Origin of the sequence: Isoptericola sp. NPDC056134, assembly GCF_042264825.1 — a bacterium.
Taxonomy (GTDB): domain Bacteria; phylum Actinomycetota; class Actinomycetes; order Actinomycetales; family Cellulomonadaceae; genus Isoptericola; species Isoptericola nanjingensis.
The window spans coordinates 435,974-453,416 of record NZ_JBHJVM010000001.1; the positions used below are offsets into that span (position 1 = coordinate 435,974).

Annotated in this window: 18 protein-coding genes and 1 riboswitch; of the genes, 11 read left to right on the plus strand and 7 right to left on the minus strand. The window is 74.7% G+C overall.

The window, feature by feature from the left end; all coding sequences use genetic code 11:
- A complete protein-coding gene (locus tag ACFCZN_RS01915) occupies positions 1–1,617 on the minus strand; it encodes an amidohydrolase family protein (protein WP_430555635.1) in 1,617 nt (538 codons plus the stop codon).
- A gap of 11 nt (positions 1,618–1,628) precedes the next feature.
- Positions 1,629–2,972, minus strand: coding sequence for an amino acid deaminase (locus ACFCZN_RS01920; protein ID WP_430555636.1), 1,344 nt, complete (start codon positions 2,970–2,972; stop codon positions 1,629–1,631).
- A gap of 107 nt (positions 2,973–3,079) precedes the next feature.
- Between ACFCZN_RS01920 and ACFCZN_RS01925 the strand changes: the two genes are divergently transcribed.
- A complete protein-coding gene (locus tag ACFCZN_RS01925; protein WP_429762773.1) occupies positions 3,080–3,496 on the plus strand; it encodes a RidA family protein in 417 nt (138 codons plus the stop codon).
- Here the strand turns inward: ACFCZN_RS01925 and ACFCZN_RS01930 are convergent.
- The 4 genes from ACFCZN_RS01930 to ACFCZN_RS01945 are packed head-to-tail and all read right to left on the minus strand — an operon-like array spanning position 3,484 to position 6,298.
- The gene (locus tag ACFCZN_RS01930) at positions 3,484–4,332 is read right to left on the minus strand and encodes a Nif3-like dinuclear metal center hexameric protein (RefSeq protein WP_430555637.1); all 849 of its coding nucleotides are present in this window, start codon (positions 4,330–4,332) and stop codon (positions 3,484–3,486) included. The genes ACFCZN_RS01925 and ACFCZN_RS01930 overlap by 13 nt on opposite strands.
- Before the next feature lie 44 nt (positions 4,333–4,376).
- Entirely contained in the window at positions 4,377–5,159 is a 783-nt protein-coding gene (locus ACFCZN_RS01935; RefSeq protein ID WP_430555638.1) for an HAD-IIA family hydrolase, read from the minus strand.
- A complete protein-coding gene (locus ACFCZN_RS01940; RefSeq protein WP_430555639.1) occupies positions 5,156–5,740 on the minus strand; it encodes an AAA family ATPase in 585 nt (194 codons plus the stop codon). The genes ACFCZN_RS01935 and ACFCZN_RS01940 overlap by 4 nt, the downstream gene beginning before the upstream one ends.
- Positions 5,741–5,746: 6 nt before the next feature.
- Positions 5,747–6,298 (minus strand): DUF1992 domain-containing protein, encoded by a 552-nt coding sequence (locus tag ACFCZN_RS01945; RefSeq protein WP_430555640.1) that lies wholly within the window; start codon positions 6,296–6,298, stop codon positions 5,747–5,749.
- Positions 6,299–6,381: 83 nt separating this feature from the next.
- On the opposite strand from ACFCZN_RS01945, the gene ACFCZN_RS01950 reads away from it, so the two are divergent.
- The 3 genes from ACFCZN_RS01950 to ACFCZN_RS01960 all read left to right on the plus strand — a co-directional run bounded on the left by ACFCZN_RS01950 (position 6,382) and on the right by ACFCZN_RS01960 (position 9,143).
- Positions 6,382–7,563 (plus strand): aminotransferase class I/II-fold pyridoxal phosphate-dependent enzyme, encoded by a 1,182-nt coding sequence (locus tag ACFCZN_RS01950; RefSeq protein ID WP_429762768.1) that lies wholly within the window; start codon positions 6,382–6,384, stop codon positions 7,561–7,563.
- 294 nt (positions 7,564–7,857) lie between these two features.
- The gene (locus ACFCZN_RS01955) at positions 7,858–8,649 is read left to right on the plus strand and encodes an endonuclease/exonuclease/phosphatase family protein (RefSeq protein ID WP_430555641.1); all 792 of its coding nucleotides are present in this window, start codon (positions 7,858–7,860) and stop codon (positions 8,647–8,649) included.
- Positions 8,646–9,143, plus strand: a complete 498-nt coding sequence (locus ACFCZN_RS01960) for a DUF6328 family protein (RefSeq protein WP_429762766.1) — start codon at positions 8,646–8,648, stop codon at positions 9,141–9,143. The genes ACFCZN_RS01955 and ACFCZN_RS01960 overlap by 4 nt, the downstream gene beginning before the upstream one ends.
- 7 nt (positions 9,144–9,150) lie before the next feature.
- Here the strand turns inward: ACFCZN_RS01960 and ACFCZN_RS01965 are convergent, their stop codons facing one another.
- Entirely contained in the window at positions 9,151–9,471 is a 321-nt protein-coding gene (locus ACFCZN_RS01965; RefSeq protein WP_429762765.1) for a CBU_0592 family membrane protein, read from the minus strand.
- Between the two features lie 185 nt (positions 9,472–9,656).
- Here ACFCZN_RS01965 and ACFCZN_RS01970 point away from each other — a divergent pair, with 185 nt between their 5' ends.
- The 7 genes from ACFCZN_RS01970 to ACFCZN_RS02000 all read left to right on the plus strand — a co-directional run bounded on the left by ACFCZN_RS01970 (position 9,657) and on the right by ACFCZN_RS02000 (position 17,397).
- The gene (locus ACFCZN_RS01970) at positions 9,657–10,565 is read left to right on the plus strand and encodes a LysR family transcriptional regulator (protein ID WP_429762764.1); all 909 of its coding nucleotides are present in this window, start codon (positions 9,657–9,659) and stop codon (positions 10,563–10,565) included.
- A 72-nt stretch (positions 10,566–10,637) separates the two neighbouring features.
- Positions 10,638–11,291: an HdeD family acid-resistance protein gene (locus tag ACFCZN_RS01975; protein WP_430555642.1), complete on the plus strand. Its 654-nt coding sequence runs from the start codon at positions 10,638–10,640 to the stop codon at positions 11,289–11,291.
- Between the two features lie 77 nt (positions 11,292–11,368).
- Positions 11,369–11,476: riboswitch (glycine riboswitch) on the plus strand.
- 149 nt (positions 11,477–11,625) lie between these two features.
- Positions 11,626–14,712, plus strand: coding sequence for an aminomethyl-transferring glycine dehydrogenase (gene gcvP, locus ACFCZN_RS01980; RefSeq protein WP_430555643.1), 3,087 nt, complete (start codon positions 11,626–11,628; stop codon positions 14,710–14,712).
- 46 nt (positions 14,713–14,758) lie between these two features.
- Complete coding sequence (gcvT, locus tag ACFCZN_RS01985) at positions 14,759–15,922, plus strand: glycine cleavage system aminomethyltransferase GcvT (RefSeq protein WP_430555644.1); 1,164 nt, start codon at positions 14,759–14,761, stop codon at positions 15,920–15,922.
- A 69-nt stretch (positions 15,923–15,991) separates the two neighbouring features.
- Complete coding sequence (gene gcvH, locus ACFCZN_RS01990; RefSeq protein ID WP_429762760.1) at positions 15,992–16,360, plus strand: glycine cleavage system protein GcvH; 369 nt, start codon at positions 15,992–15,994, stop codon at positions 16,358–16,360.
- 250 nt (positions 16,361–16,610) lie between these two features.
- On the plus strand, positions 16,611–16,841 hold the full coding sequence (locus ACFCZN_RS01995) for a helix-turn-helix domain-containing protein (protein ID WP_429731230.1): 231 nt from the start codon (positions 16,611–16,613) through the stop codon (positions 16,839–16,841).
- A 118-nt stretch (positions 16,842–16,959) separates the two neighbouring features.
- Positions 16,960–17,397, plus strand: coding sequence for a (deoxy)nucleoside triphosphate pyrophosphohydrolase (locus ACFCZN_RS02000; protein WP_429762759.1), 438 nt, complete (start codon positions 16,960–16,962; stop codon positions 17,395–17,397).
- The last annotated feature ends 46 nt before the right edge of the window (positions 17,398–17,443 follow it).

Genomic DNA, 17,443 nt, shown 5'->3' on the forward strand with positions numbered 1-17,443 from the left:
TCAGCGGGTGCCGCTCCCGGTGCGTCGCAGCGCGTGGCCGGGGAGGGCGTCGGTGCGTGCGCCGTCGTCGATGACGGCGACGCCGTCGACCAGGACCAGGTCGATGCCCGTCGCCTGCTGGCGCGGGTCCTCGAACGTGGCCGCGTCCTGGACGGTGTCGGGGTCGAGCAGCACGAGGTCCGCGGCGTAGCCGGGGCGGACCAGGCCGCGGTCGACCAGCCTCAGCCGCGCCGCGGGGCGGCCCGTGAGGTGGTGCACGCAGTCCTCGAGCGTGAGGACGCCGAGCTCGCGCACGTACCGTGCGAGGTAGCGCGGGAAGGTGCCCCACGCGCGCGGGTGCGGGCGGCCGCCCACGAGGATCGCGTCCGAGCCCCCGGTGTGGGTGCGGTGCTGCATGATCGCGCGCACGTTCTCCTCGTGGCCCACGTGCTGCAGGATCGTCGTGCCGAGCCGGTCGGCGATCAGCTGTTCCACGAACACGTCGCCCGGCGCGCGGCCCTCGTCGCGGGCGATCGCCTCGACGGTGCGGCCCACCCGGCCGGCCAGCGCCGGGTTCTGCACGCCGCTGATCTCGATCGTGTCCCACTCCGCGACGCAGCCGTGGCAGCCGTCGGTGCCGACGTGCTCCAGCTCGTCCACGATGCGCTCGCGGTCGGCGGGGTCCGCCAGCCGCGCGAGCAGCGCGTCCGTGCCGCCCGAGAACGACCAGCTCGGCAGGATCGCGCTGAGCGTCGTCGAGCCCGGCAGGTACGGGTACGTGTCGAGCGTGATGTCGACGCCGTCGCCCAGCGCCGCGTCGATCAGGGCGAGCAGCTCGCCCGCGCGGCCCTTGTTGGGCGCGAAGTTCATCGTCGCGTGCGTGAGGTGCAGCGCGCAGCCCGTCGCTCGGGACAGGTCGATCATCTCGGCGTACGCCTCGAGCGCGCCCTTGCCGTACGACCGGTGGTGGGGGCTGTAGTAGCCGTCGTGCGCGGCGACGACGCGCAGCAGCGCGGCGAGCTCGTCGTCGTCGGCGTACATGCCCGGCGTGTACGTGAGGCCGCTGCTCATGCCCAGCGCGCCCTCGCGCATCCCGTGGGCGAGAAGCTCGCCCATCCGGGCGACCTCCACGGGCGTCGCCGGGCGCTCGTCCGGCCCGACGACGAGATGCCGCAGCGTGCCCTGCGGCACCAGGTAGGCGGCGTGGCAGGCGATCCCGTGGTCCAGGCGGTCGAGGTAGCCGGCCACGGACTCCCAGTCCCAGGCGAAGCCCGGCGGGTCGTCGTTCCAGCCCGCGATCTGGGCGCGGATCGCGGTGCGCGTGCGCTCGTCCACGGGCGCGAAGGACAGGCCGTCCTGGCCCAGCACCTCCAGCGTGACGCCCTGGCTCACCTTCGCGGTGTGGTCCGGGTTCGCGAGGATCTGCACGTCGGAGTGCGCGTGCATGTCGATGAAGCCGGGCGTCAGCGCGCGGCCTTCGGCGTCCACCGTGCGGTGGGCGCCCGCCGCACGGGCGTCGGAGCGGCCGTCGTCGACGGCCGTGACGCGCCCGTCGGTCACGGCGACGTCGGCGACGACGCCCGGTGCGCCCGTGCCGTCGAGCACCAGCGCGTCGCGGATCAGCAGGTCGGCGGCCATGCCGCGGCCCCTCAGAACCAGGTCCGGACGAGGTCGACGACGACCGGGTCGGCCGTGTCGGCGTCGTCCACCACCGGCACGAGGGTCCACTTGTCCATCGCCGTGCACGGGTGCGACAGACCCAGCCGCAGCTCGTCGCCGATGCGCAGGTCGACGTCGGCCGTGGCGTCCCAGCGCAGGAAGCCGTGCTGGTCGTTGAGCGCGGTGACCTGGACGCCGGGGACGGCGGCGGGCTCCTCGCCGGCCGCGCGCGGGCGGCGCAGCTGGACCTCGGGCAACCCTTCGTCGAACGGCAGGTCGCGCTTGCCGGCGTCGAACAGTGCGAGGCCCGGCTCGGGCTGCGAGCTCACGCGCACCCACCCGTGCATCGCGCTGCGGAACCTCGGCCCGCCGCTGCGCGGCTCCTCGCCCAGCGGGGAGACGTGCCGGTAGAAGCCGTCGTCGTGCACGATGTAGGCGCCGCTGCGCAGCACCACGCGCGTGCCCGTCGCGACCAGCGGCGCCATGACCTCGTCGACGACGTCGAAGTACGCGCTGCCGCCCGCCGTCACGACGGGCACCTCCACCTCGTAGCGCCCGTCGGCCGCCAGGCGCTCGTGCACCTCGACCATGTCGCGCAGGTAGCCGCGCACCACGTCCCGGCTGTGTGCGTCCGAGTCGTGCGCCAGTGCGCCCTCGTACCCCCCGACGCCGGCCAGGCGCAGGTGCGGCGACGCGACCACGCGCTCCGCCGCCGCCAGCGCCGTGTCCAGGTCCCGGGCGCCCGTGCGGCCGCCCGCGCCGCCGCGCTCGACGAGCACGTCGATCGGCGGGCGCGAGCCCGAGGCCTCGACGTGCGCCGCCAGCGCGTCGTGCATGAGGTCCACCGTGACCGGCGAGTCCGCCCAGACGAGCACCCGCAGGTGCTGGTCGGCGGCCAGCTCGTCCGCGATCCAGCGCAGCGCCAGCGGCGAGATCACGCTGTTCGCGACCATCACGCGGCTCACGCCGAACTCGAGGGCCACGCCCAGCTGGAACGGGTTCGCGACCGTGATCGCCCACGCCCCGGAATCGACCTGCTCGGCCCACAGCTGTGGCGCCATCGTCGTCTTGCCGTGCGGGGCGAGGTCGAGGCCGCGCTCCGCGCACCAGTCGGCCATTACGCGGAGGTTGGTGTCGAGCGCGGACCGGGACAGCGTGAGCAGCGGGGTCGGCAGCTGCGACAGGCGCGGGCGGCGCTCGCGGACCTCCGCGACGGTCAGCCCCCACAGCTCGGGCGGGATCGCCTTGTGCCGCCGGCCGACGCGCTCGCCCTCCCGGGCGGCGACCTTCTCGCGGTCGATCCGACAGGTGTCCTCGGCTCCGGTACCGTCCATCGTCAGGCCCTCCTCGTTCCCCCGTCGACGGTGCGACGATGCCGCACACGCCGCTGAAATGCACGCCGGGTCCAGAGCGGCCGTACCACCCCCGAAAGGACGAGCCAATGGCTGAGCAGACCTCGAAGACCGCGATCTCCACCGACCAGGCCCCCGCCCCGGCCCACACGTTCCACCAGGGCGTGCGGGTCGGCAACCTGCTGCAGGTCTCCGGGCAGGGCCCCGTGGACCCTGCGACCAACGAGTACCTCTACCCGGGCGACGTCGCCGCGCAGACGACGCGCACGCTGCAGAACGTCGAGGCGATCGTCCAGGCCGGCGGCGGCACGATGGCGGACGTCGTCATGCTGCGCGTCTACCTCACGACCCGCGACGACTTCGGTGCCATGAACGACGCGTACGGCGCGTTCCTCACCGAGCGGCTCGGCCCGGACGCCGTGCTGCCGTCGCGCACCACCGTCATGGTCGGCCTGCCCCGCGAGGAGATGCTCGTCGAGATCGACGCGCTCGCCTACGTGGAGTGAACCTCGGCCGGGCGGGCGAGGTCCGGCGCGGGCAGGAACGTCACCGGCACCTCCGGCACGACGTCGCGCAGCCAGTCGGCGAAGAACGCCATCCCCGCCTGCTCGGCCGGCACGTGCCCGGCCACGACCAGCCCCTTCGGCGCGCCCCGACCGGTCGTGCCGAGGTGCGCGGCGTCCACGGCGTACGACTGGGTCTCCCACTCGTGGGCCTCCCCCACGACGACGGCGTCCACGTCGGCGCGGCGCAGCAGCGCGCGGTTGCGCGCGAAGCCGCGGAACCCCAGGTCCAGGCCCACGCGGCGCACCGGCTGGTCGGGGTCGCCCACGAAGCGGGCCGTGCGCGAGCCGAGCGCCGTCGCGACGTGCGTGGCCAGGGCCCCCAGCGTCGTCGGGCCGACGTCGCACACCGATGCTCCCTCGGCGGCGGGGTCGAGCGACCAGCCCAGCGCGCGGGCCGCGCCCTCGTCGACGCCGTCCGGGCGCCGGTCGTGCCAGGCGTCGTGCGCGCGCCACAGGACGAGGCCGTGCTCGGCCACGAACGCGCGCTTGGCGGCGAGCACGGGGTCGCCCTCCGCCTCCAGGTCGGGCACCGAGGCGCCCGTGTGGTCGTAGTCGGGCGGCTCGTGCGTGACGACGACGTTCGCGCCCGCAGCGACGGCGCGCTCCAGCACCTCGAGCGTGGCCAGCGTCGTCACGGCGACGCCGCGCACCACCGTGCCGGGGTCACCGGCCACCAGGCCGTCGACCGTCGTCGGCCGCCGCGTCACGGCCAGCGCCGCGGCCGCACGGGAGGCCAGGCAGGCGGCGGTGAGGGTCGGGTCGTGGGGCGTCGTCACGGCGCCACGGTAACCGCCGGGGCCGACGCTCGTGCCCGGCGCCCTCACGCCCGGCGGAGCAGCTCCGGCAGCGCCGTGACGTCGTCCAGCACATGCTCGGGCCGCGGCAGCGAGCCGTCGTCGGCCTGGCGCGCGAACTTGCCCGTGCGCACCAGCACCGTGCGGACGCCCGCGGCACGGCCCATCGCGACGTCCGACGAGCGGTCGTCGCCCACCACCCACGTGCGCCCGGGCTCCGGCGCCGGGCTGACGGTGCTCAGCGCGAGCCGCAGGAACTCCGTGCTCGGCTTGCCCAGCGTGCGCGCCGCCACCTCGGCGCCGTGCTCGATCGCGGCGACCACGGACCCGGTGTCGAGCGCGGGCCGGCCGCCGCGCAGGAACCAGCGCCCGTGCTGCAGCGCCAGCAGCTCCGCGCCGCCCAGGACGGCGCGGAAGGCGGCATCCAGGGCCGGGTAGTCGAGCACGTCGTGGACGTCGCCCACGAGCACGTGCGTCGGGTCGTCCTCCGGCCCGACGACGTCGAGGCGCGCGGCGAGCTGGTCGCGGACGGCGGAGGTGGCGAGCGCGTGCACCCGCGCGCCGGTGCCCTCGAGGTCGGCGACGGCGGCGTCCACCGGGGTGAACAGCTCGTCCGCGTCCAGGCCGAGACCCATCCCCCGCAGCCGCGCGACGATCGACGCCGAGTCCTGGGAGTCCGTGTTGGTGACGAAGCGGACGGCGTGCCCCGCGTCGCGCAGCGCCGCGACCGCCGCGTCGGCACCGGGGACCAGGCGGTCGCCCTCGTGGACCGTGCCCTGCAGGTCGAGCAGGACGGCGTGCCCGGTCACGGCCGCACGCCGCCGGTCGGGACCGGGCCGGGCACCCGCAGCGCCCCGGCGTGCAGCAGGTCGCGGACCCGCGCCGCGAGGTCGGCGGGTGACGCGCCGTCGTCCCGCAGGACGGCGCGATCGGCCGCCGGGTCGGCCTGCGCGCCGTGGACCTCCGCGGCGAAGGCCGCGTGCATGTCCCGCGTGGCGTCGGGGTCGTCGAAGCCGTGCCCCGTGCGTGCGGCCACGCGGGTCAGGCACACGTCGACGGGCGGCAGCAGGACGGCGCGGTGCACGGCGATGCCCGCAGCGGCGGCGCGGGCCGCGAGGTCCCGGGCGGCGTCGCGGTGCAGCACGCCGTCATAGACCACCCAGGCGTCGGACCGCGCGAGCTCCACGGTCGCGGCGAGGGCGGCCCGGCCGGCGGGCGCGGTCTGGGGCGCCGCCTCCGGGAGCCAGGGGTCGACGGCGCCGCGCCGCCACCGGCCGAAGAACCAGTCCGCCTCGAGCAGCGCGGACGGGTCGAGCAAGTCGGCGAGGGCCGCCCCGACGGCCGACTTCCCCGAGCCCGGCGGTCCCGACACCACGACGACGTCACCCACGGTGCCTCAGAAGATCCCGCGGGCACGGCGGCGCTCGCGCCACCGCTGCACCTCGCGCTCGACGTCGCGCGTCGGGGTCACGACCGGCGGGCCGCCCATGAGCTGCCGGCGGGCGTCGATCACCCGCGCGTTGAACTCCTCGACGGCATCGCGGACGCGCCGCTCCTCGGGCTCGCGGTCGAGCGTCTCGTCCAGCTCGGCGTCGTCGCGGCGCAGCTGCGCCGCCGGGAGGACGCCGGTGATCTGCTCGCGCTCCACGAGGTTCTTGAGCCACCAGTCCGGGTCGTGCGTGCCGCGCAGCCCGGGGATGGGCTTGCCTGCCAGCGGCAGGTCGTCGAACTCGCCGCGCCGGATGGCCTGGTCGACGACGGTGTCCACCCACAGGGCGCGGTCGTCCATGCGGCGCTTGGCCCGGCCCGCGCCGGCGGCCTCCTCGTCGGGTGCGGCGTCGCCGGCCTCCTCCGCGGCCGCGGCGTCGGCGGCCGCCTCCCGGTCCACCTGGTACTGCGCGGCCCGGCGCGCCGGGTCCTTCTCCCTGTCCTGGCGTCGTCGGAACATCGGCATCCCCTCGGGTCGGCTGCTCCCAGCCTAGGGGCGGACCGGGCCACCGCCGCGGGGACCGGACCCGGCATGATGGCCGTATGAAGGTCTCGCGCCGCAGCCACGTGCCGCCGTTCGCCGTCATGCAGGTGCTGGCCACCGCCAACGAGCGGCGTGCCGCCGGCCACGACGTGCTCAACCTGTGCGCGGGCGAGCCGTCGACCGGCGCCTCGGACGTCGTGCGGGAGAAGGCGGCGGAGCTGCTGCGCACCGCGGACCTCGGCTACACGGAGTCGATGGGCGTGCCCGCGCTGCGCCGCGAGATCGCGGGGCACTACCGGCGCTGGTACGACGTCGACGTCGACCCGGCGCGCATCGCCGTGACGACCGGGTCGAGCGGCGGGTTCCTGCTCGCGTTCCTCGCGGCCTTCGACGTCGGGGACCGGGTCGCGCTGGCCCGCCCGGGGTACCCGGCGTACAAGAACATCCTCGCCGCGCTGGGGTGCGAGGTGGTGGAGCTCGACTGCGGCCCGGACACCCGGTACCAGCCCACCGTCTCCCAGCTCATGGAGGCGTACTACGAGGGCGGGCTGGACGGCCTGGTCGTGGCCTCCCCCGCCAACCCGACCGGCACGATGCTCCCGCCCGCCGAGCTGGCCGCGCTGGCGCGCTGGTGCGAGGAGCACGACGTGCGCCTGATCAGCGACGAGATCTACCACGGCATCGCCTACTCGACCGATGTACAGCAGGCCACGGCGGCGATGTACACGGATGTCGGGGCCGTGGTGGTGAACTCGTTCTCCAAGTACTGGGCCATGACCGGCTGGCGGCTGGGCTGGCTCGTCCTGCCCGACGAGCTGGTCGGGCCGGTCGACGCGCTCGCCGGCAACGTGGCCCTCTCGCCTCCGGCGCTGGCGCAGCACGCGGGCGTCGCGGCGTTCTCCCCCGCCGGCTACGCCGCCGCCGCGGAGAACGTGGCCCGGTACGCGGCGTCGCGCGCCGCGCTGCTCGACCGCGTGGACGAGCTCGGCTGGCGCCCCGTCGCGCCCGCCGACGGTGCGTTCTACCTGTACGGGAACGTCGCCGGCTTCCGCGACGCCGTCGGCGGCGACTCGGTGACCTACTGCCGCCGCCTGCTGGCCGAGGCCGACGTCGCGATCACCCCAGGCGCGGACTTCGACGTCGTGGGCGGGGGCGACTGGGTGCGCCTCTCCTTCGCCGCCGCGCCCGACGTCGTCTCCCGCGCCGTCGACCGCATCGTCGCCTGGCACCGCACGCTCTGACGCCGAGTGGGAACCCGCCCTCGCGAGGTGGTACGCACCTTCGCGAGGTAGTACGCATTCCCGCGAGGTAGTAGGGGCTCCCGCGAGGTCGTGGGCCGAGGCCGAGGCCGCGGTCGTGGGTGCGAGACGGCGCGTCGTGCGGGAGGCTCGCACTACCTCGTGCGGGTTCGTACTACCTCGGCAGGCCAGGTACTACCTCGGCAGGCCAGGTACTACCTCGACAGGGCTGGTACTACCTCGCGGGGGTGCGTACTACCTCGGCAGGGCTGGTACTACCTCGTGGACGGAGGGCGGATGATCCGGCTGGTGACGGCGAACGTCCAGCACGCGCTCGTGGACGGGCGGCAGGTGGACCTCGACCGGCTCGGGCAGGCGCTGGCCGCGCTGGACGCCGACGTCGTGGCGCTGCAGGAGGTGGACCACGGCCAGGCGCGGTCCGACGGGGAGGCGCAGGCGTACCGGGTCGCCGCGGCGCTCGGGATGCCGGAGCACCGCTTCGTCCCCGCGGTCCGCGGGTCGCTCGACCCGGCGTGGCGCCGCCGCCGGGCCCCCCGCACGGCCGCGGGCGACGACGGTCGCCTGCCCGCCCCGCCCGGCTACGGGATCGCGCTGCTGAGCCGGCACCCGGTGCGTGCCTGGCACGCCATGCGGCTGCCCGGCCTCAACCTGCCGGGCGTCCCGCCGCTCGGCGTGGACGAGCCGCGCGTCGCCGTCGCGGCCGCCGTGGCGACCCCCGACGGCCCGCTGACCGTCGTCGCCACCCACCTGTCGAAGACCGAGCCGTGGAAGGGCGCGCAGCTGCGGCGGCTGCGGCGCCGGCTGCGGCACGCGCCGCGGCCGCTGGTGCTGCTGGGCGACCTCAACACCCGCGGTGACCTGCCCGCCCGGCGCACGGGCTGGCGCGAGCTCGTGCACGTGCCGACCTATCCGCGCACGCGGCCCTGGCTCCGCATCGACCACGTGCTCGCGGACGGCCCGGTCACCGCGGCCGCCGCCGCGCGGGCCGTGGACCTGGGCGTCAGCGACCACCGCGCCGTCGTGGTCGACGTCGCGCTCGACGTCGCACCCGGTGGGGACGGGGGATGACGGACGAGCCCACCGGCGGCGTGCCCGACCGGTCCTACGGCCGTCAGGAGACTCCGGAGCAGCGCTCGGACCGCAACTGGAACGAGCTGCTGCAGGAGCTGCGCGTCATGCAGACCGGGGTGCAGATCCTCACCGGCTTCCTGCTGATCCTGCCGTTCCAGAGCCGCTTCGCGGACCTGGACGACTACCAGCGCACGGTCTACCTCACGCTCGTGCTCGTGTGCGTGGCCACGACGGGGCTCCTCGTCGCCCCGGTGGCGCTGCACCGGGCCCTGTTCCGCAAGCACCTCAAGCGGTCGGTGGTGACGGGTGGCGACCTGATGGCGCGCGCCGGGCTGGTGCTCCTCGCGATCGCGCTGGCGGGCACGGCGGAGCTCGTGTTCGACGTCGTGCTGGGCCGCACGGCGGGGATCGTCGTGGGCGCCGCGTCGGCGGTCGTGCTGCTCGGCCTGTGGGCGGTGGTGCCCGCGTTCGTGCGGCACCGCCGGGAGTGACGCGGGGTCAGGCGGCGAGGTCGACCTGCTCGGCCGACTCGACGGGCGCGACCTCCGCGTCGCGGCGCGCGGCGGCCCGCGCCTTGCTGACGGTCAGCAGCGTCTGCGCGCCGATGACGATCCAGGCGAGGTTCGCGGCGGCGGACGGCCAGACGCCGTTCACGCCCGCGACGACGGTCATCACGACCGCACCGCACATGTTGGTGATCTGGAAGGCGAACGAGTTCGCGGTCCAGCGGCCCTTGCTCACCATCCCGTAGGCGATGAGCCCGGCGAGGGCGCCGGCCCACCCGAGGGCAGTAATCACGGTCAGCAGGGAGATCGTCATGACGGGCACCTCCGGGGGGTCGGCGTGGCACAGGTGTGCCACGGGAAGGAAGAGCTGAGGATGTGGGGACGCCGCTCCCGAGACCCGGGAACCGGAGAGGTCCGGCTGGCGTCGAAACGATTCTGCAGCACGACCTGCGTTCAGCACAATCAAATCCTTCTCCGACCGGCAGTTAGTATCTCTACATGGCCACAGACCCACGGAGACTTGCCTTCCTCCTTGCCGTGCACCGGGCCGGGGGCGTGCTCGCGGCAGCAGATCTTCTGCATGTCACCCCGTCCGCGGTGTCCCAGCAGATCGCCCGCCTCGAGGCCGAGGAGGGCATCGCCGTCCTCGACCGCGGGCCGCGCGGCGTGACCCTCACCCCGGCGGGCCGCGTGCTGGCCGAGGCCGGCGAGCGGATCGAGGCCGAGCTTCTCGAGGCCCGGCAGGCGATCGCCGGGCTCGGCGAGGGGGTGAGCGGCAGGGTCGTGCTGGGCGCCTTCCAGACGGCGATCCGTGCCGTCGTGGCGCCCATGCTGCTCGACCTGGCCGAGCAGTACCCGGCCGTCGAGGTGGACGTGCGCGAGCACGAGCCGGCCGAGGCGATCCGCATGCTGCGCGCCGGCGACCTCGACGTCATCCTCCTCGAGCGCGACGCCGACATGGACTCCCCCGCCCCCCGCGGCGTGCACGACGTCCCCCTGCTCGACGAGCCGTGGTGCGTCGTCGTGCCCGCCGGGCTGCCCATGCCCGAGCGCCTCGACGACCTGGCGAACCTGCAGTGGGTCGGCGCCGAGGCCGACACGGCGTCCGACCGCGCGCTGCGCCGCCTCGCCCGCACGCTCGGCACGACCGTCAGCCAGCGGCACCGCTTCTTCGACTTCGACACGGCGCTCGCGCTCGTCGCGGCGAACCAGGGCGTGGCCATGCTGCCCGCGCTCGCGCTCCAGGGCGGGGACGTGCCCGAGGGCGTCGAGGTCGCGCGCCTCGCGGGTCTCGGCACCCGCCGGATCGTGGCGCGGCACCGCGCCACGCGGCACGAGCCCGGCCCGGCCGTGCGCGCCGTCGTCGACGCGATGGTCGAGGTGACCCGCGACCTCGAGCTCGCCTGAGGGCCGCTCCCGCTCGCGACGCCGCAGGTCTCCGCCGCGCGACCTGGCGGGACCGCTCCTAGCATCGCGAGCATGAGCGACACGACGTCGGGGCCCGCCGGGTCGTCGGGGGCCGCGCCCCTGTCCGACCGCACGTTCGGCGCCGCGCGCCGCCTCTGGGGTCTGGTGTACCTGCGCGCGCTGATGTACCTGGCCGCGGGGATCGTGCTGTTCGCGAACCCCGACCGCGGGCTCGTGTGGGTGCGGTGGCTCGTCGGCCTGGTGATCGTCGTCCAGGGCGTGCTGCTCACGCTGGAGGGCGCCCCCACCAAGCGGTCGGGCCGTCCGCAGGGTACGGGCGACGAGATCAGCTGGCGGCTGATCGCGGGCGTCGTCAGCCTCGTCGCCGGCGTCCTCATCATCGTCTGGCCGTCCATGACCGGCCCGGTGATGTACCTGGTCGTGGCGGTCTGGGCGTGCGCGGCCGGCGTGGTCGGCGTCATCGGCGCGCTGCGGGGTCGCGCGCTCCGCACGACGTCGTGGGACTGGCAGCTCGTCAACGCGGTGCTGTGGATCGTGCTCGGGCTGGTGATGCTGCTGCGGCCCAGCTCGGACGTCGCCACGGGCGCGCAGCTGCTCGCGCTCTACCTGGTGCTCGCCGGCGCGGTGCTGGTCGTGGGCGCGTTCGCCACGGGCACCCGGGACCGGGACGCCCGCAAGGCCCGGGACGGCGCCGCGGCCGGGTAGGATCGGGCGCGTCACACCGCAGCCCCGGCTGCCCACAACGCGGCCGCACCTCCGGGTGCGGTTGCCGCATAGCCGCTCGAACCGCGACGGGAGAGCTCGCGCCGCGCCCCCGCAAGGTGGCCGGCCGGCGCCGAAGGAGCAACCCTCCCCGGGAATCTCTCAGGCATCCGTACCGTCGTGGCGAGGCAACTCTGGAAAGCGGCCCTGCCCCGTCCTCGCGACGGGCGGGCCCACCGACGGTGCAAGTCGGCGCGCCCCGTCGACGTCGTAGGTCACGTCTGCGACGACGCCATGGCGGACCGGCAAAACTCTCAGGTCGACGCGCGCGCGTCCGATGACAGAGCGGGGAGGACCTGCCAGTCCCCCGCCTGCCCGGCCCGACCCTCGGAGCTCCGACGTGACCACCCTCCCGGACGACTCGCACATCCTCACCGGCGTCGACCCCGACGTCTTCGCGGACCGGCACGTGGGCCCGCGCGGCCGCGAGGTCGCCGCGATGCTCGACACCCTCGGCCACGCGAGCCTCGACGCGCTGGTGGACGCTGCCGTCCCCGCGTCGATCCGCACCGACCGCCCGCTGGACCTGCCGGCCGCCCGCTCGGAGGCCGAGGTGCTCGCCCACCTGCGCGACCTCGCGGGGAGGAACCAGGTCAAGCGCCAGATGATCGGCCTCGGCTACTACGGCACCGCCACTCCCCCGGTCATCCGCCGCAACGTGCTCGAGTCCCCCGCCTGGTACACGGCGTACACGCCGTACCAGCCGGAGATCTCCCAGGGCCGCCTCGAGGCGCTGCTGAACTTCCAGCAGGCCGTGGAGGACCTCACCGGCCTGGGCATCGCGGGCGCGTCCCTGCTGGACGAGGCCACGGCCGTCGCCGAGGCCGTCGCGCTGATGTGGCGCGCCTCGCGCGCGAAGAGCGGGTACGTCGTGCTCGACGCCGACCTGTTCCCGCAGAGCCTGTCGGTCACGCGCGGCCGCGCCGAGGCGATCGGCCTGCCGGTGGTCGTGGTCGGGCTCGACGGCGGCCTGGCGGCGGGCCTCGACGCGTTCGTCGCGGCGGGCGGGACGCTCCCCGCCGGCGACCTGGTGGGCGTCGTGGTGCAGCAGGCGGGCGCGTCCGGCCGCGTGCTGGACGCACGCGGCGTGGTCGCGGAGGCCAAGGAGCGCGGCGCGCTGGTCACGGTGGCCGCGGACCTCCTGGCCCTCACCCTGCTGACCTCCCCGGGCGAGCTCGGCGCCGACGTCTCGGTCGGTTCGGCCCAGCGCTTCGGCGTCCCGCTCTTCTACGGCGGCCCGCACGCCGCGTTCATGGCGGCCCGCAAGGGCCTGGAGCGCCAGCTTCCCGGCCGCCTCGTCGGCGTCTCGACCGACGCCGACGGCGCCACGGGCCTGCGCCTCGCCCTCGCCACCCGCGAGCAGCACATCCGCCGCGAGAAGGCGACGAGCAACATCTGCACCGCGCAGGCGCTGCTCGCCATCGTGGCCTCGATGTACGCCGTGTACCACGGCCCCGACGGCCTCCGCGCGATCGCCGAGCGCACCCACGCCCGCGCCGCGGCCGTCGCGTCGGGCCTCCGCGCGGCGGGCATCGCGGTCGAGCACGACGTCTTCTTCGACACCGTCCGCGCGGTGGTCCCCGGCCAGGCAGGACGCGTCGTGGCAGCAGCCGCGGACGCCGGCTACAACCTGTACAAGGCCGACGCCGACCATGTACAGATCGCCTGCGACGAGACCACCACCTCGGCGGACGTGGACGCCGTTCTCGCGACCTTCGCCGCCGCCACCCCCCAGGACGGCGGAACGCACCAGGGAGCGGGGAGGTCGGCAACCTCTCGCGCGGACGTAGACCTTCCCGAAGTGGAGGGCGCCCTGGCGCCCGTGAACGCGTCCGCGCGAGAGGTTGTCGACCTCCCCGCGGAAGTGACCCGACAGACGCAGTACCTCCAGCACCCCATCTTCCACCTGCACCGCAGCGAGACCTCGATGCTCCGGTACCTGCGGTCGCTGAGCGACAAGGACCTGGCGCTGGACCGCACGATGATCCCGCTGGGCTCGTGCACGATGAAGCTCAACGCGACGGCGGAGATGGAGGCCATCAGCTGGCCGGGCTTCGCGGACATCCACCCGTACGTGCCGGCTGACCAGGCGCTGGGCTACGCGGAGCTGGTGTCGACGCTGGAGTCGCAGCTCGCGGAGATCACGGGGTACGCGGGCGTCTCCGTGCAGCCGAACGCCGGCTCGCAGGGCGAGTTCGCGGGGCTGCTGGCGATCAAGGGGTACCACCGGTCGCGCGGCGAGGAGCACCGCGACATCGTGCTGATCCCGGCGTCGGCGCACGGCACGAACGCGGCCTCGGCGGCGCTGGCGGGCCTGCGCGTGGTGGTCGTGGCGACGGCGGACGACGGCGAGATCCAGCTGGACGACCTGCGGGCGAAGCTCGAGCAGCACGGCCCGCAGGTGGCCGGGATCATGATCACGTACCCGTCGACGCACGGCGTCTACGAGGGGCACGTCCGCGAGGTCTGCGACCTTGTACATCACTCGGGCGGGCAGGTGTACATCGACGGCGCGAACCTCAACGCGCTGGTCGGGCTGGCGCGACCGGGGGAGTTCGGCGGCGACGTCTCGCACCTCAACCTGCACAAGACGTTCTGCATCCCGCACGGCGGCGGTGGTCCGGGCGTGGGCCCGGTCGCGGTGGCCGCGCACCTGGTGCCGTTCCTGCCGGCGGACCCGACGCCGGGGATCGACGGCCACGACGGCATCGCGCCCGTGAGCGCGGCGCCGCACGGGTCGGCGGGGATCCTGCCGATCTCGTACGCGTACCTCGCCCTGATGGGGCCGGACGGGCTGACCGAGGCGTCGAAGGCCGCCGTTCTCACCGCGAACTACGTGGCGAAGCGCCTGGACCCGTACTTCCCGGTGCTCTACACCGGCGAGAACGGCCTGGTGGCGCACGAGTGCATCCTCGACCTGCGGCCGATGACCGCCGAGACGGGCGTGACCGCGGAGGACGTGGCGAAGCGCCTCATCGACTACGGCTTCCACGCCCCGACGATGTCGTTCCCGGTGGCGGGCACGCTGATGGTGGAGCCCACCGAGAGCGAGGACCTCGCCGAGCTGGACCGCTTCGTCGACGCGATGATCGCCATCCGCGGTGAGATCGACCGTGTCGCGGCGGGGGAGTGGACCGTGGACGACAACCCGCTGCGGCACGCCCCGCACACCGCGGCGAGCGTCGTCGCCGACGAGTGGGAGCACCCGTACTCCCGCGAGCGGGCCGCCTTCCCGCTGCCCAGCCTGCGGGGCGCGAAGTACTGGTCGCCCGTGCGCCGCATCGACGGGGCCAAGGGCGACCGCAACCTCGTGTGCGCGTGCCCGCCCCTGGAGTCCTACGCGGAGCCCGCCCCCACGCACTGATCGCTGCCCACCACACGCGACCCGGGACACACCGAAGGGAGCCTCGATGGCCGAGGACCAGCAGGAGACGCAGGACAAGACCACGCCGCTGCACGACGAGCACGTCGCGCTGGGCGCCAGCCTCACCGGCTTCGGCGGCTGGCTGATGCCGCTGCGGTACACCTCCGACCTGGCGGAGCACCGCGCGGTGCGCGAGGCCGCGGGGCTGTTCGACCTGTCGCACATGGGGGAGATCCACCTCGAGGGCGCGGAGTCCGGCGCGGCGCTGGACCGGGCGCTCGTGGGCAACGCGAGCGCGATCGGCGTCGGCCGGGCGCGGTACTCGATGATCTGCGCCCAGGACGGCTCGGTGCTCGACGACCTCATCGTCTACCGCCTGGCCGACGAGCACTTCCTCGTCGTCGCCAACGCGGGCAACGCGCCGCGCGTCGCGGCCGAGCTTGTCGCGCGGTCGGCCGGCTTCGACGCGCTCGTCACCGACCGGTCCGCCGAGACCGCGCTGGTCGCGGTGCAGGGCCCGCAGGCCGAGGAGATCGTCGCCTCGCTCACGTCCGACGACGACGTCGACACGGTCCGCGGCATGAAGTACTACGCGTCGGCGGAGGTCACGGTCGCCGGGATCGGCGTGCTGCTGGCCCGCACCGGGTACACGGGCGAGGACGGCTTCGAGCTGTTCGTGCCCGCCGACCGGGCGGTGGAGCTCTGGCGGGCGCTGCTGGCGGCGGGGGAGGGGCGCGGCCTCGTCCCGGCCGGGCTGTCCGCGCGGGACTCCCTCCGGCTCGAGGCGGGCATGCCGCTCTACGGGCACGAGCTCGACGAGACCACGACGCCGTACGAGGCGGGCCTCGGCCGCGTCGTGAAGCTCGACAAGACCGGCGCCGACGGCGAGCCGCTGCCGTTCGTGGGCCGCGACGCCCTCGCGGCGCGCGCCCGGAGCGCGCCGGCACGCGTCCTCGTCGGCCTGCGCGGGGAGGGTCGCCGTCCCGCCCGCGCGGGGTACGACGTCGTGCAGCGCGGCCTCGACGGCGCGGTGGGAGCCGTCGTCGGCCACGTGACGTCCGGCGCGCCGTCGCCGACGCTCGGCTACCCGGTGGCGATGGCGTACGTGACGCCCGAGGTGTCGGCCGAGGGCACCGCCCTCGCCGTCGACGTGCGCGGCCGCGCCGAGCCGTTCGTCGTCGTCCCGCTGCCCTTTTACCAGCGGTCGTAGGACGATCGTCCTGACCTCGTCCTGAGCCCGACCGTCGTCAAGCACGCAGAACCCGAAGGAGCAGTCCCCATGGCCGACTTCCCCGAGAACCTCCGCTACTCCGCCGAGCACGAGTGGGTGGACGACGCGTCGCCCGCCACGATCGGCGTCACGTCCGTCGCCGCCGACGCGCTGGGCGACGTCGTCTACCTCGAGCTGCCCGAGGTGGGCGTGACGATCGAGGCGGGCGCCGTCGTCGGCGAGATCGAGTCCACCAAGTCCGTCTCGGAGCTGTACTCGCCGGTGAGCGGCACCGTGGTGGAGGTCAACCAGTCGGCCGTGGACGACCCGGCCGTCGTGAACTCCGACCCCTTCGGTGCGGGGTGGCTCTTCAAGGTCGACGTGACCTCCCGCGGGGCCTTGCTGACGGCCGAGGAGTACGCCGCCCAGGCCGGCTGACGCTTTCCCGAATCTCGTGACCGAATCGTGACCATCGGGCCCGAAATGCGTTGATTGCCTGGGATAACCGCGCTGACCTGCGACGACATGGCCGGCCGCGCCCTTCGAGGGGGCGCGGCCGGCCGTCGTCGTCCTCGGGCGACAGCGATCCGCAGAATTTCGCGTCATGAGAGCGGCCCGTCCGCATCTTCATCCATGACGGCTTCCCCTGGTCGACCTTCGGTCGGCGGCCGTCGACGGAGGAAGAACGATGAGCACGATCGAAATGGCCCCGGTGACGAACCGTCTGCTGACGCGCCGCGAGCGCGTGGTCCTGTCCAACCTGTCCGAGGACGTCACCCTCGAGCAGATCGCGACCAAGCTGTTCGTCACCCGGAACACGGTGAAGTCGCAGGTGCGCAGCGTGTATCGCAAGATCGGTGTCTCCAACCGGGCGGAGGCCGTCGCATGGGCGCGACAGGCCGGCCTGGGAGTCGGCTGACAGCGGGTAGGTGCGAGCCCCGCCCGACGACAGGGGAGGTCGTCGGCGCGGGGCTCTCGCACGTCCGGGGACCGGCCACGACACGGTGCGCCGGGACACGGATGGCAGACTTTCCGTCATGACAGCCCGCCGCCTCGTGGTCGCCGCCGCGATCGTCGACGACCTCGACCACCCGGCGCGCCTGCTCGCCGCCCGGCGGAGCCGGCCCGAGCACCTCGTGGGCCGGTGGGAGTTCCCGGGCGGCAAGGTGGACCCGGGGGAGACGCCGGCCGAGGCGCTGCACCGCGAGCTCATGGAGGAGCTCGGGGTGCGGGTCGATCTCGGCCACGAGCTGCCCGGCCCCGACGACGGCGGCTGGATCATCACCGACCGGCACGTGCTGCGCCTCTGGCTGGCGGTCGTCACCGACGGTGACCCGCGGCCCCTCGTCGAGCACGACGACCTGCGCTGGCTGGACCGTTCCACGCTGCTCGACGTCGACTGGCTGGACGGCGACGTCCGGATCGTCGAGGCGCTCGACGCCGTCCTGCACGACCGGGTCGACACCGCGCGCTGACACCTCGGCAGGCGACTCGACGGGCGGTCTCGTTCCGCCCCGCCTA